This is a genomic window from Acidovorax soli (assembly GCF_014207955.1).
Taxonomy (GTDB): Bacteria; Pseudomonadota; Gammaproteobacteria; order Burkholderiales; family Burkholderiaceae_C; genus Acidovorax; species Acidovorax soli_A.
On sequence record NZ_JACHLK010000001.1, the window covers coordinates 200637 to 214577 of the forward strand.

Below are 13941 nucleotides of genomic sequence, written 5' to 3' on the forward strand. Positions count from 1 at the left end.
TCAACTCGGACGAGGAAATCCGGCCTGCGAGGAATCTGGGGTACAAGTTGCATCTGCGATGGCGGCTACGATCCCTGAATGCTGCTCACACTCCACATCATCAAGATCGAGTCCGGGGACTATCGGGCCCACGTGATGGAAGGCGCGCAGCACCTGGGCAACTACGAAACCACCAGCATCGCGGAGGCCATCCGCCTGGCTGCAGAGAACCCACTACCTGACCTGGCAGGGTTCCACATCTGGTACGAACATGTCTCCATTGGCAGCGTACCTGCCGGAGACATGCGGCGCGATCCCGAGGCGTTGGCCCGACGGCTGGTCGAGCTGCATGCCCTCTTCAGCAACTCCCATTCGAAAGGATTCCCATGAGCGACAAACATGTTGACGCCTCCAGTGGACAGGTCGAGCTTGACGGGTTCATCGGCGAGTGGACCGTGAAGGACGGGCGAATGAAGCTTACATGCCTCACAGCAGGAGCATCGCCCAAGGAGGCCCAGGTAGACGGCGATCCCGAGGCCTTGGCCAAGCTGCTGCTGCGGGAACTGTTGGACGACTGGAAGCGCACCCGACCGTAGAGACGAACGCGCCTGCGCGGTCCGATAGGGTTCTTGCAGATGCCCCTACACCGGCTTGGCAAGTGACGTCGTGTGCAAGCGCTGTGCAGGATCAATGACCTCGGCCGGCCCGATCCCGTCGTACACCACGGCCTTCGACACCGCCACCCTCACCTGCGTCCGATCCCCCTGGTGCTCGACTTCGTAGTGGGTTTTGGGAAACGGCAGCGCAATCTCGTCCGGAGGGCCGCCATACCAGACCGGTACCAGGAGGATTGCGGGCGAAGGAAGCAGGTCGGTCATTGAACGATTTTAGAGGCGCCTCCTCTGTCTCAAGTTCGCAGAAATTTTTCCACGGCTGGCGAACATTTGATCCTCCCGCGCCAGCCGTGACTCCCCCGCTATCGTTTTCGGTGCGACCGGCGCGCAATGGCCTTCAACTGCCGTCGGCGACCTCTTTTCTGTCAGTAGGGCTGTCCGTATACTGGGTTTAATTACAGTATTTCGCCATGCCAGCCGCCCGCTCCTTCGACACCCAGCACCTGCCCATCGGCGTGCGGGAGGCCGTCTGGACGGGCGACGACCTGGCCCACCAGAACCATCCGACGATCCCGACCGGCTTTGACAGCCTGGATGCCTCCCTTCCCGGGGGCGGCTGGCCAACGCGCTCCCTGACGGAAGTCCTGTCGCCCCAGGCGCCCCTCTGCGAATGGAGCCTGCTGGGCGGCTGCATCCCCTCCTTGATGGAGGGCGACGGTCAGATCCTGTTGGTCTCGCCCCCACTACCCCCGCATGCCGGGGGCCTGGCCCAGCGCGGCGTGCACCCGGATCGCCTGGTGTGGATCCGCGCCAAGGCGCCCGCCGACCGGCTTTGGATCACCGAGCAATTGGTCAAGTCCAACCCGCGGGGTGCGGTGATGGCTTGGCTGCCCCAGGCGCGTGCGGACCAGATCCGCCGCCTGCAGGTGCATGCCCAATCTTGCCAGTCGCCGGTCTTCCTGTTCCGGCCGACCGGTGCACAGCGGGAGGCGTCTCCCGCGCCGCTGCGCCTGCTGGCGTCCCTGGGCTCCGGCTGGAACATCCACGTGCAGATCCTCAAGCGCCGCGGCACGCCGTGCACTGATGCACTGGAGTTGGAGTCCATTCCCCCTCAGCTGCGCAAGGTGCTGCCACCGCGCCTGCTGCGCTCCACATCGTTTTCTTTTTCGCGCGAGGAGGCCCCCGATGCTCGGGATCTGGGCCGCACTGCGACCATCCAGCACCCACAGCGCATCCTGCATCCCCATTGACCTGCCGTCCCTCGCCGTGTGGGCGCTGCAGTTCTCGCCACGGGTGACCGTGCTGGAGGAGGCTGTGCTGGTCGAGGTGGGGGCGAGTGCGCGCCTGTTCGGCGGGCTGGAGCAGTTGCGCCAGCGGATCGAAGCGGAAGGCACGGCTGTGGGCGTGGAATGCATCGGATGGGCACCCACGGGCACGGCCGCGTTGGCGCTGGTGCGCGCGGGCGTACCCGACGGATTTGTGGGCCCGCTGCCGTCCATTCTGGACAAGCTCCCGCTGGAGACCATCACCGCCGTGGCTTCCCACCTGGGCACGCTTCAGCGCCTGGGCTGCAGGACTCTGGGGGATGTGCGCAAGCTGCCGCGCGGCGGCCTGAGCCGGCGTTTCGACAAGGAGCTGCTGACCCGGCTGGACCAAGCTTACGGCCTTCGGCCCGAGGCCTACGAGTGGGTGCAGTTGCCGGAGACATTCAGTGCGCGGTTGGAGTTCCAGTTCCGCGTGGAGCATGCGCCCGCATTGATGTTCGGGGCCCGCCGGCTGCTGCTGCAGATGTCCAGCTGGCTGGCGGCCCGGCACCTGGGCGTGACCTCGTTCACCCTGCTCTGGTGGCACGACGTCATGCGCGCCAAGACTGCCGGTACGGGCGGCGAGCTGACCGTGGGCACGGCCGAGCCCACGCAGTCGGTGGACCACCTGAGTCGGCTGCTGAACGAACACCTGACCAAGGTGGAGCTTCAGGCGCCCGCGGGAGACATCGAACTCGTCGCAACCCGCACCATCCCGATCCAACAGGAGAGCAAGTCACTACTGCCCGACACCGTCCGCCAAGGCGAGGCGACCTGGCTCGTCCTGGAGCGCGTGCAGGCGCGCATCGGCAAGGCCGAGGTGGTGCGCCCGCTGCTCGCCGAAGACCACCGACCCGAATGGATGCAGCGCTGGCCCGGAGCTGAGGAGCCACGCCCGCGTGCCGCCCCCGGCCTGTGCCAACTCCCTGTGCCGGACTGGATCTTCGAGGAACCACTGCGCTTGGCCGAGCGCGACCACCGTCCGATCTACCAGGGCCCCCTGGTGATGCTGCTCGGCCCCGACCGTGTCGAGGGCGGCTGGTGGCACCGCGTGGGCGAAGGTGCGGATGCGCAGCAGACCAACGTGCAGCGCGACTACTGGGTGGCGCAGAGCCAGCATGCAGGCCGGCTGTGGATCTACCAGCAACGCCTGGCCAATGACGAGACCGGCTGGTTCCTGCACGGGCGCTACGCCTGAGCGGCCTGCACCTCACACCCACCCGTGAGCAGGCTGTATGGCGCTTCCCCTGTATGCAGAGCTGCTCTGCGTCTCCAACTACTCGTTTCTCATCGGCGCCAGTTGGCCCGAGGAACTGGTTGAACGCGCGAAAGAGCTGGGCTACAGCGCTATCGCGATCACCGATGAATGCACGCTGGCCGGCGTGGTGCGCGCGCACATGGAGGCCAAGAAGCAAGGCATCCAGCTGCTGATCGGATCGCAATTTCGGGTGCAGGCGGACCTGCCTTTTACCCTGGTCGTGCTGTCCCAGAACATGAACGGCTACGGCAACCTGTGTCAGTTCATCACCCGCCTACGGCGGTCCTCCGAGAAAGGCACCTACCTGCTGCACCGGGCGGACATCGAGGGTGACACGCTGGCCGACTGCCTGTTGGTGGTCTCGCCTTGCCGCGAGGCCAGCGATGCGCAGTTGGAAGAGTTGGGCCAGTGGACCTTGACCCATTTTCTGGGTCGGGCATGGTTGGGTGTGGACCTGAATCGCCGGATCGACGACGAGCTGTGGCTGCACCGCGTGCGCGAGCTCTCCGCCCTGACCGAGCTACCGCTGGTGGCCCTGGGCGACGTGCTCATGCACCTGCGCAGCCGCAAGCCCCTGCAGGACGTGCTGACCGCGACCAGGGTGGGCAAGCCGCTGACCGAGTGCGGCTACGAGCTGCAGCGCAGCGCGGAGCGGCACCTGCGCAGCCGGGTGCGGCTGGCGCAGACCTACCCCGAGGAACTGATGGCCGAGACCGTGCGCATCGCCGAGCGCTGCACCTTCAGCCTGGACGAGATCCGCTACCAGTACCCCGACGAGGTGGTGTCCGATGGGCACACCCCCGCCAGCTTTCTGCGCCAGGCCACGTACGAGGGTGCGGGCCGCCGCTGGCCCAACGGCATCCCCGCCAAGGTGCAGTCCCAGATCGAGCACGAGCTGGAGCTGATCTGCGACCTGCGCTACGAGCACTACTTCCTGACCGTGTTCGACATCGTTAGCTTTGCACGGTCGGAGAACATTCTCTGCCAGGGCCGCGGCTCGGCCGCCAACAGCGTGGTCTGCTATTGCCTGGGCGTGACCGAGGTGGACCCGGCGCGCATGTCCATGCTGTTCGAGCGCTTCATCAGCCGGGAGCGCAACGAGCCGCCGGACATAGACATCGACTTCGAACACCAGCGCCGGGAAGAAGTCATTCAGTACCTGTACCGCAAGTACGGGCGCGACCGCGCCGCCCTGGCGGCCACGGTGGTGACCTATGGGCCGAAGTCCGCGATCCGGGATGTGGGCAAGGCGCTGGGTTTCAGCCTGGAGACCGTAGATGCGCTGGCCAAGGGCCACCAGTGGTGGGATGGTGATGGGGTGCGGCTGGAACGGTTCGAGGAATTGGGGCTGCCAGAGAACGACTTGGCCGTGCGGCAGCTGATCCTGCTGACCATGCAGTTGATCGGCTTTCCCCGACATTTGTCACAGCACACGGGTGGCTTTGTGCTGACCAAGGGGCTGCTGTCCCGGCTGGTGCCTATCCAGAACGCTAGCATGGACGAGCGCACGGTCATCGAGTGGGACAAGGACGATCTCGATGCGGTGGGCCTGCTCAAGGTCGATGTGCTCGCTCTGGGCATGCTCACCGCCATTCGCAAGGCACTGGACCTGGTGGGTATGCGCAAACGCCAAGACTTCGGGCTGCAGGACATCCCGGCCGAAGATCGTGAGACCTACCGGATGATCTCCCGCGCCGACACGGTGGGGGTGTTCCAGATCGAGAGCCGGGCGCAGATGTCCATGCTCCCACGGCTGCGGCCCCGGTGCTTCTACGATCTGGTCATCTCCGTCTCGATCGTACGCCCGGGACCCATCCAAGGCGGCATGGTGCATCCCTACCTGAACCGCCGCCAGGGCCTGGAGCCTGTGACCTACCCCAGCGAGGCTCTCAAGCAGGTGCTCAGCCGCACTCTGGGGGTGACGCTGTTTCAGGAACAGGTCATGCAGGTGGCCATGGTTGCTGCAGGCTTTTCTGCTGGCGAGGCCGATGACCTGCGAAGGGCCATGGCAGCCTGGCGCAAGCGTGGCGGGCTGGAGAAGTACGAGAAGAAGATCATCGATGGCATGTTGGAGCGTGGGTACACCCCTGCCTTCGCACAGGCCACCTACCAGCAGATCAAGGGGTTCAGTGGGTACGGGTTTCCGGAGAGCCACGCGGCGAGTTTTGCGTTGCTCGTCTACGCGTCGTGCTGGCTCAAGCGGCACGAGCCCGCGGCCTTCCTGGTCGCCTTGCTCAACTCGCAGCCCATGGGCTTCTACTCGCCCAGCCAACTGGTACAGGATGCCCGCCGGCACCGCGTGGAAGTGCGTAGCGTGGACGTGATGCACAGCGCGGTGGAATCAACCCTGGAGGACCTGCCTGCGATCCCTGCGGTGCGAATGGGCCTGCACATGGTGGCGGGCCTGCATGCGACATCGGCCGCGCGCATCGTGGAAGCCCGCGAGGAGCAGCCCTTTGACAGCGCTGAGGACCTGGCCATACGGGCCGGATTGGAGCAGCACGAGATGAAGCTGCTGGCCGCGGCCGACGCGCTGCTGGGGTTGTCTGGTCACCGGCGTCAACAGGTGTGGGACGCGGCGGGGCTGCATCGCACGCCCGAGCTGTTGCAGGATACGCCGGTCAATGAGGACTACCTGGAGCTGCAGGCGGCCCCCGAGGGCGAGGAGATCGTGTGGGACTACGCGTCCACCGGGCTCACGCTGCGCAGGCACCCGCTGGCACTGCTGAGGCCGCGCATGGCTGCGAAGAAGCTGCTGTCATCGCGGGACCTGCGGCACATCCCGGATGGCCGGGTGATCCGCACAGCGGGGATCGTGACCTTGCGGCAGCAGCCGTCCACGGCCAAGGGAACGATCTTCGTGAGCCTGGAGGATGAGTTCGGCGCCGTGCAGGTGATCGTGTGGTCAGCGGTGCGGGATGAGCAGCGGCAGGTGCTGCTGGAGTCGCGGCTGCTGGCGGTCAAGGGGGTGTGGGAGCGGCGGGGGCCGGTGGCCAACTTGATTGCACACCGGCTGGTGGATCTCACGCCGTGGCTGGGGAGGCTGGGGCGGTTGGAGAGCCGAGATTTTAAGTAGGCAGCATCACTGCCGCGTGTCTGGCCCTTTCATTTGAGATAGTCGGTGCAATAACAGTTGACTGGTGAGCCATTGAATTTGCGATCCTCGCTCCCGCACATAACATGCAACCTCACGCAATATCGCCCCATCCAGAAGCGCATGCACTCAAATTTCTTAATTTATGCCTCCACAGTTAGCGGCTGATTTTGAGAGCTCTTAGAAGAAGCTCTTTCTCTCGCAGCTCGCAGCGCCAATGCGCGCGACACATATGAAAAAATTGACAGAGGGTCACTATGACCCATTTTGAGAGCGACCGACGCGCATATCGACGCGGCAGAGGTATCCAATCCTCTAGCCAGTCGATAATCTATTTCGCGCTCTATTTCTTCCGTACAGAATAGCGCTCTGAAAGCATGTACGGAAGTCCCCTTTGGTGCGCCAAGAGACCTTAGCAAGCAAGCAATTTGCTGCGATATAGCGCGTGAAGTTAACGGTTTAAGCGTGCGCTCTGAAACAAATATTCTACGCTCCATCACCCGTGCGCTCAATCCCTTGCACCGTAGATGCTCATCTCGAATTTCGATCAATGCACATATACGCAATGCTAGCCAAACAGGTATGTTAAATGAATTTTGATAGGAGTATTTCTGAACAAGAGGGGTAACAACTACAGTTGACTCTGCTGTTGTGGTAATCTTTTTTTTATCGAAGTCAGAATCTCTAAGGGATGCAATTGACCCGACTCGAAATCCAACCTCAACAGCCAAGTCAACAATTAAAGCATCTCGAAGATTCCGGTATTCGCTGGAATTTCTTGTCGTAAGACGTTCTACGATGCTGTCAGCGTCTGTTCGAGTTGCAACAAAGCCTGTCTTGAATTTCCCTCGCTTTTCCGCATCTGGAAAAAGCAGGTGCATCGTCAATGAATGACGTGATGATGGGGTGTTGCGGACTTTCCCTGATAATGGTCCCCTAGATTTCCTCGCAATTCGACTCGGACCACGAATGTCAACGATAACGGAACACCCCTTTGGGCCTGCTACATGCTCAGAGATGATCCCCGTCTGACGCATCCACCATATCCAACGGTAAACTGCTGATAGCCTAGCATTTACTGTTGCTTTTGCTTTTCGCTCATTCTGACGTGACCGGGAATTCTTTATTACCAACTCCAACTCTTTATCTCGAAAACCCTCCAGTATAGAGTCCTCTAGACTATGCACTAATTTTGAAATTCCAAGATTCGCCAGACGGCTTGACTGATTGAGCAAGAAGTAGTTCGAAAATCGGATCAGATGATCAATAGTCGCATGAACAGTTTTTTCATCCAGATGTTCATAATCGATTAAGTAGAGCGAAAAGTCAGTCAACTCCTCTACAACCACTCCAGCAGCCAAATCATAGATGACTATCGGCGATCGCGAACCCCCTTTAATTATTCTCTGCATTTTAAGTACCTTTTGGTGGCCAGAGCGTAACTACATTTCCACGCAAAGCTGTTGTATCGCCGCTGGCTTCCTGCTTGGCGATAGCCCTCTTGAGTTCAGAAGCAATCTTCTTAGTTTCCTTCTCTAGCGCAATATATCGATTTTCGGCTGCGACGACCTCTTTCTTGAGGGAGTCGATGGTTCGCTTCTGAGAATAGATCGTGTGCTCGGCGATAACTCTAAGCTGCACCGCCAATGCAAGCTGCCGCTTTAGTGAAGCAAGTTTCTCAATCTTCGGTTTTTCCTCTACACCCTTTTCAAGCACCCTAACAAGAGCAATTATTCTCTCAACTTCGCCAGACCTCTTCAAATCCTTTCGAAGCGTTTCTGCTGCGTTCGAACGAAAATTTGGGGCAATATGGCGCCAGCTAGTCGGCAATTCTTCTGATGTAAAAGCATTAAATTTTCTCTTGCTACTTGGCAAGATAGTCGCTAATTCCAGAAAATCCTGCTTAGTCATACCGCTATACACGTCCCCCCTCGCCCTTTCGGTCGCTTTTAGACGTGAAAAATTGGTTGGATAGCAATCACAAATGTCAATCACAAATCTCACTTTCACATCTATATTCTTTAGCGCCAGTTCTTGATTTTCAAATGCTACAGGCGGCTTATTCGCAAACGCCTTTCTTCCACTCATCCTTTTATTCGTCATTGCCCATCCTCCTCTTATAAAGAGTAACTAGGCGCACGATGTTCTCCAACCTTGGCCCTATTCGCGCGCGTTCTAGCGCTCCACAGTTTTGGTCTAGGCCTCGTCGCCTGAGTGATTCAGCATAGTTATCCATTGATCTCACATGATCCAATGTCAAATGATGGTATGAGCAACCAGCACAAACGTTGGGGCTAGCGTTTTCTCTACGAGTTCCTTTGCTGCGCTCGACATTGCAATGCGCATTTTTTGCGAATTTCTCGCCTGGCGCGCAACAATTGCCATGCCAATAAGGTCGAAATTGATGATCTCTAGATTTCAGCAAATCTGATATTGTCTTGCTCTGCTCAAATCCATTCATACGAGAATAATCAACGTTTAACGACAGTCGCTGATGCAGACGGCGAATCAGTTTGGGGAAAAGCCCTCCATCAGGGCAAGATCCAGCGAGGAGGCTTGTGACCATTTCCTCGAGGCGCTCATCGCTAATTTTGCGTATCTCCTCTTCGACACTTCGCGTTTCTTCGAAGGACGCTTTGATCTGATCCGGAGAAAGACGTCCATACTTCCTTACTGCTGGACCACTCCCACCGTGCCATGGATCGACCAAATAGGTGACTGTATCAGTGGGGTCTAAATGCCCATACTTTTGTGTGAGTGCAAGTATAGGCCCCTCGAAGCGATATATAAACAGCAGTCCGTATCCCCTGCGAAACATATGAGAGGTGATCCGGTTTGGTACATCTGAGTCGCCTATTGCCCTTCGCAAAAAGTCGTCAGTTGCGGCTCCAACTCCGAACTCAAACCACCGGCGGAGGCTACTTCTTTTTCCTCGAAGGGTAAAATTGGGGAATCGGAATAGTGCACGTTCCGCCGGGGCTAGCTCATCAACTTGCAGACCCGTGGCATTGGCTAAGCGCATCGTTAGTCTTTCCATTTCTTCGAGGCAGTTTATTGCACGCACAGTGGCACGCCCCACGTATAGCGGAACGTGTTGCTTTAGGTGCTTCTGAAAATAAAACATACATTCGTAGATGTCCAACGACTTGTCAACACGCTGTAACGAGGCCTGCGTCAACCCAATCTTGCGATGTTGCACCTCATCCTTTCGTCGAGCATTCAGGAGTCCAATCACGCTAAAGCAGCCAGAGAACAACGTGTTGATGATTCCTTCTAAGGTTTGATGACTGCGTACCTTGACATTCGGTTGCAAATCAATGATGTCATCTCCTGTTAGATCTCTAAGCAGAACTCTATGCTTTGAAAGGAATAACGCCTGAAGCGCAGATTTCCGGCAAGGCACTATCCCTTGGGAAACATCAGCCTCAATCCTTTCCACTACTGCTTCAAAAACCCCTATGATATGAACGCTTACTTGCTCAGAGAAATATATTCCTTTTCCAACGATCTTTGCAATCTGCTCAGGTGTGATATTTGCCGTTCTGCCTGTAGGCCGTCCCAGTTGTATAGATATCTGAAACGGCGAGGGGTACGGAGCGTATTGAAGCAAATCACCGCTCGGAACCTCCGAGAGAAGGTTTATCCACGCAAGCTCCTGACGCAGAAGGGAGGAACTCATACCAAGCTCCGCCGATGCCTGAAATGTCCTAGATTTTCCAGACCCATGACCTTCAACGGATACGTTCAGCGTACTTGCGAAAATATCTCGTACCGGACGAAGCTCAGCCTGACTAATGTTGGTTCCCAAATCTACCTGAAATTTTCTATTGATACTCATATCTCGATTTTTTTCTCGAGGTAACGATATATACTGCCTAGCCACCTCTTTGGGATTCTCCCCCAGAAAATCTAAGACTCTTTCTCTTATATTGAGAGCTTTCGACCAGCCGCCTTCAGCAAGTATTGGAGGCAATTTGTCAGTGAGGGCGACGCTCCAGTCTGAGAGAGAGTAACAGCCATTAACCCAGCAGAACTCAAGCATTTTTGCGATCGCCCGGATGGCCTTTACAACGTTAAGGTGAGTAGATTTACTAGGAACTTGCCTATCCGCGTAGGCTCTTACTGAGTAGAATACCGCCTGAACCAATTCGGGACGATCAGCTAATGTAATGGGACCGCTAGTGAATGGCGCAGGCGGAAGATGGTAGGATGCCAAATCGACCATCTGGAAAAGTGGCTCATCTGCTCTGACCTCGTGTTTTCGGATGAAAATCTTTCCATCGCGCATTACAACAGTACCACCCTCAATGCCAGAGTTTATATACTGTCCCGCTCTTTCAGCCTTCGCCACTTCTTCGATTTTCTTCATTTGACACCTTTCATGGTGACTTCCTCCTTGATCTGCTTCGCCACATGGCGATAGGCACTTTTCAACAAGATATCGACGAGCGCAAAATTCACCATCATGGCGGGAACATGCATCTTCCGAAACAACTCTTTATTCCCAGAAAGAAGATCTCGCCAGGATTCCAGATAAAAAACTTGAGTACGGAAAATCTCCTCGATTCTCGCTCGATCTATGATCAGCCTGCGATTCACGCACCCGTCCCCCTCATGACAACTCTTCCCAGCGCATACTCCATATTCAAGGTACTCCGGTTCTGGAGGATTGTATGGATCCGAACATGAACTACCATCTCCGATTGGATACAGGAGATCCTCCTCCAAATCGAAATTGGGAAAATCTCCCATACGGAACCGGACAGATTTCTCCAGTCTTCCTTCAAACTCCAAGGCGTACGCCGAATTAATTCGATGCAATATCAGCTGATCGGCATAGTGGGCCGTCGTTGCTATAGATGCGTGACCTGCAACTTGACGAGCAGCTTCTAGTCCACCTTTCGAAGTCGTGTGACTACCGATCACTTCATTACGAATTTGCTCGGCCGAAAATTGGGGCAGGTTATGCCTCTTGCAAAATTTGTGGAGAGAAGACCCCCACCCTACAAACTGCCGCAGCTTCCCATTTCTGGCATAGCGTGCATTTAGCCAAAGCCGACGTTCATCAAAAGGCGCCCATCCAAGATTTTGAAGCGCTTCCAGCCGACCAGTAAGAAGTTCAATAACACGAACAACATTCACGTCGGACGCAAGGACCTCAGAGAATGGTGTCTCCTCACCGATGCGTGCCTTGAATCCCTGGATAATATACCCCCCCTTCCCATTGCCCTGGATTCCGTCCAGCTTCATCTCAAGGATCGAGTTAACATTCCAACCAGTATGTATTTGGAGAATTATCAAACACCCAAGCAATGCCCGCTGGTTAAGCAGGCTGCAAGACATAAAAATATATGCCAAGTCAGATGACCCGGTAGCTTGATATCCATTTTCTCCCAACCACCTTAATATTTCATTCGCCCTCAAAATCCTCGGTTGAAATTTCTCATCTGATTTTTGAAGTAGAGCGTCTCGACAAGCACGATAATAAGCCGCAGCTAGTTGAGAAACGCTTTGATCCTCGATCCATTGAAAATATGGTTTCGTGAAGCTTTTTGATTCACCTGAAAACTGGAGCTTAACTCTCTCAAGTACAAAATTTTCCGCCTCATAACGACTAAGAATTTCCTCGAGAACAGCATTTGAAGCAGTAAGGCTGTCGATCTCGCTAAGCGCGGCGCTCGCAATTGTCGTTAAGGTATCTTCGATTTTTTTATTAAATTTTGACTGAAGTTCATACGCCGTATTGAAAGGGACTGCACCGAGTGGATGCGGGACATCACTGCCATGCAAAACAGCGTCGCTGATCATCCTTCGCCCACTCGCCCCTACTGTGCTGTGAGGAGTCCGATACATAACACCCAGCCGTGACACGCGATCTACCTGTTGGTAAACACCGAAGTCTCTGAGTAATTTTCTAACGTGATAGGAAAGCTGAGATCTCGTTGCCTGCGAACGGTCCATCTTCGACGCTACGAAATCATCAACATGGCGCATGGCGTTGACCAACAACTCTACCGTCAACTCGTCTGGAGTGACGCGAGCGCAGCGGAGCCAATCCATGTTCAGTGCAAGCCCACTGAACACCTGCTGGTACATGTTTGGAATCGCCGATTCCGTTGGCTTCCGGCGGGAGGCTTCGGCTGCCCGGCCGACGGCGGCAATGACCCAACTTCCTGGAGACAACCCGCTCCCCACAAGGTCGACAACCGCCACCTTTTCGTAAACGGTTTGGTGCACCTTCTGTGCGGCATGAAACTCATAGCGCATCACTCCTCCCGTGAGAAGTAGAGGACCTTGCTTTCCCAAGAGCCGAACTCTACTATGTACAGATGCGCTACGCTACATCGAGCTCGACCGTGAACCTGGCCCCGGCCGACCTGCCCAAGGACTCGGGCCGTTTCGACCTGCCCATCGCCCTGGGCATCCTCGCGGCCAGCGGGCAGATCGATGGCGGCCGGCTGGCGGGCCATGAGTTCGCCGGCGAGCTCTCGCTGTCGGGCGAGTTGCGCCCGGTGCGCGGGGCATTGGCCACCAGCCTGGCCTTGCAGGCGCAGCAGATCACCGTGCAGCTGGTGCTGCCGCCCGGCAGCGCCGAAGAGGCCGCCCTGGTGCCCGAGGCCCAGGTGGTGCGCGCACGCCACCTGCTCGACGTAGTGGGCGCCTTCCTGCCGCCCGGTACCCCCGTGCCCGAGGGGGATGGCGAAGGCTTCACGCGCCTGCAGCCCACGCCCATGCTGGCCTCGCAGCACGGGCCCGACATGGCCGATGTGAAAGGCCAGGCGATGGCCAAGCGCGCGCTGGAGATTGCCGCGGCCGGCGGCCACAGCGTGCTGATGGCCGGCCCGCCCGGCTCGGGCAAGTCCATGCTGGCGCTGCGCTTTGCCGGCCTGCTGCCGCCCATGACGGTGCAGGAAGCCCTGGAGAGCGCGGCCATCTCCAGCCTGGCGGGGCGCTTCAGCCCCGAGCGCTGGGGCCTGCGGCCCACGGGGCAGCCACACCACACGGCCAGCGCCGTGGCGCTGGTGGGGGGAGGCTCGCCACCACGTCCTGGCGAAATTTCGCTGGCGCACCATGGGGTGCTTTTCTTGGATGAGCTCCCGGAATTCCCACGGGCCGCATTGGAGGCTTTGCGCGAACCGCTGGAAACCGGCCACATCACCATCGCCCGCGCCGCACAGCGTGCGGACTACCCGGCCCGGTTCCAGATGGTGGCCGCGATGAACCCCTGCCCCTGCGGCTTTCTCGGCTCCACCCAGCGCGCCTGCCGCTGCACGCCCGACCAGATCGCGCGTTACCAGGGCAAGCTCAGCGGGCCGCTGCTGGACCGCATCGACCTGCATGTGGAGGTGCCCGCGGTGCCCTCGGAGCAGTTGCTCAAGGCGCCGCCCGGCGAGACCAGTGCCGCGATCCGCGCGCGCGTGGTACAGGCCCGCGCCCGGGCCCTGGCGCGCCAGGACAAGACCAACCAGGCGCTGCAGGGCCAGGAGATCGATGCCCACCTGCACCTGGAGGATGCGGCCGCCAAGTTCCTCAACACGGCCGCTGCGCGCCTGGGCTGGTCGGCACGCAGCACGCACCGCGCGCTCAAGGTGGCGCGCACCATCGCCGACCTGGCAGGTGCCGAGGCCACCGCCGTCGGGCATGTTGCCGAGGCGGTGCAGTACCGGCGCGTGCTGCGCGCCCCCGCCTGAG

Annotated in this window: 11 protein-coding genes; 6 read left to right on the plus strand and 5 right to left on the minus strand. The window is 58.2% G+C overall.

The window, feature by feature from the left end; genetic code table 11:
• The first annotated feature begins 78 nt into the window (after nucleotides 1–78).
• Nucleotides 79–369 (plus strand): hypothetical protein, encoded by a 291-nt coding sequence (locus HNP48_RS00955; RefSeq protein ID WP_184854977.1) that lies wholly within the window; start codon nucleotides 79–81, stop codon nucleotides 367–369.
• Entirely contained in the window at nucleotides 366–575 is a 210-nt protein-coding gene (locus tag HNP48_RS00960) for a hypothetical protein (RefSeq protein WP_184854978.1), read from the plus strand. The genes HNP48_RS00955 and HNP48_RS00960 overlap by 4 nt, the downstream gene beginning before the upstream one ends.
• A gap of 45 nt (nucleotides 576–620) precedes the next feature.
• On the opposite strand, the gene HNP48_RS00965 is transcribed toward HNP48_RS00960, so the two are convergent.
• Entirely contained in the window at nucleotides 621–857 is a 237-nt protein-coding gene (locus HNP48_RS00965; RefSeq protein ID WP_184854979.1) for a hypothetical protein, read from the minus strand.
• Nucleotides 858–1063: 206 nt separating this feature from the next.
• Here HNP48_RS00965 and imuA point away from each other — a divergent pair, with 206 nt between their 5' ends.
• Genes imuA through HNP48_RS00980 form a run of 3 tightly spaced genes read left to right on the plus strand, consistent with a single transcriptional unit; the run spans nucleotide 1064 to nucleotide 6231 of the window.
• The gene (gene imuA, locus HNP48_RS00970) at nucleotides 1064–1843 is read left to right on the plus strand and encodes a translesion DNA synthesis-associated protein ImuA (RefSeq protein ID WP_184854980.1); all 780 of its coding nucleotides are present in this window, start codon (nucleotides 1064–1066) and stop codon (nucleotides 1841–1843) included.
• On the plus strand, nucleotides 1779–3095 hold the full coding sequence (locus tag HNP48_RS00975) for a DNA polymerase Y family protein (RefSeq protein WP_260420043.1): 1317 nt from the start codon (nucleotides 1779–1781) through the stop codon (nucleotides 3093–3095). The genes imuA and HNP48_RS00975 overlap by 65 nt, the downstream gene beginning before the upstream one ends.
• Before the next feature lie 37 nt (nucleotides 3096–3132).
• Nucleotides 3133–6231, plus strand: coding sequence for an error-prone DNA polymerase (locus tag HNP48_RS00980; RefSeq protein WP_184854981.1), 3099 nt, complete (start codon nucleotides 3133–3135; stop codon nucleotides 6229–6231).
• Between the two features lie 161 nt (nucleotides 6232–6392).
• Here HNP48_RS00980 and HNP48_RS00985 read toward each other — a convergent pair whose 3' ends face one another.
• The 4 genes from HNP48_RS00985 to HNP48_RS01000 are packed head-to-tail and all read right to left on the minus strand — an operon-like array spanning nucleotide 6393 to nucleotide 12516.
• Complete coding sequence (locus HNP48_RS00985; RefSeq protein WP_221480044.1) at nucleotides 6393–7661, minus strand: hypothetical protein; 1269 nt, start codon at nucleotides 7659–7661, stop codon at nucleotides 6393–6395.
• A gap of 1 nt (nucleotide 7662) precedes the next feature.
• Entirely contained in the window at nucleotides 7663–8352 is a 690-nt protein-coding gene (locus HNP48_RS00990) for a hypothetical protein (RefSeq protein ID WP_184854983.1), read from the minus strand.
• Entirely contained in the window at nucleotides 8342–10618 is a 2277-nt protein-coding gene (locus HNP48_RS00995; RefSeq protein WP_184854984.1) for a hypothetical protein, read from the minus strand. The genes HNP48_RS00990 and HNP48_RS00995 overlap by 11 nt, the downstream gene beginning before the upstream one ends.
• Nucleotides 10615–12516 (minus strand): hypothetical protein, encoded by a 1902-nt coding sequence (locus HNP48_RS01000; protein ID WP_184854985.1) that lies wholly within the window; start codon nucleotides 12514–12516, stop codon nucleotides 10615–10617. Before HNP48_RS01000 ends, HNP48_RS00995 begins: the two co-directional genes overlap by 4 nt.
• Before the next feature lie 62 nt (nucleotides 12517–12578).
• On the opposite strand from HNP48_RS01000, the gene HNP48_RS01005 reads away from it, so the two are divergent.
• Nucleotides 12579–13940, plus strand: coding sequence for a YifB family Mg chelatase-like AAA ATPase (locus tag HNP48_RS01005; protein WP_409362524.1), 1362 nt, complete (start codon nucleotides 12579–12581; stop codon nucleotides 13938–13940).
• The last annotated feature ends 1 nt before the right edge of the window (nucleotide 13941 follow it).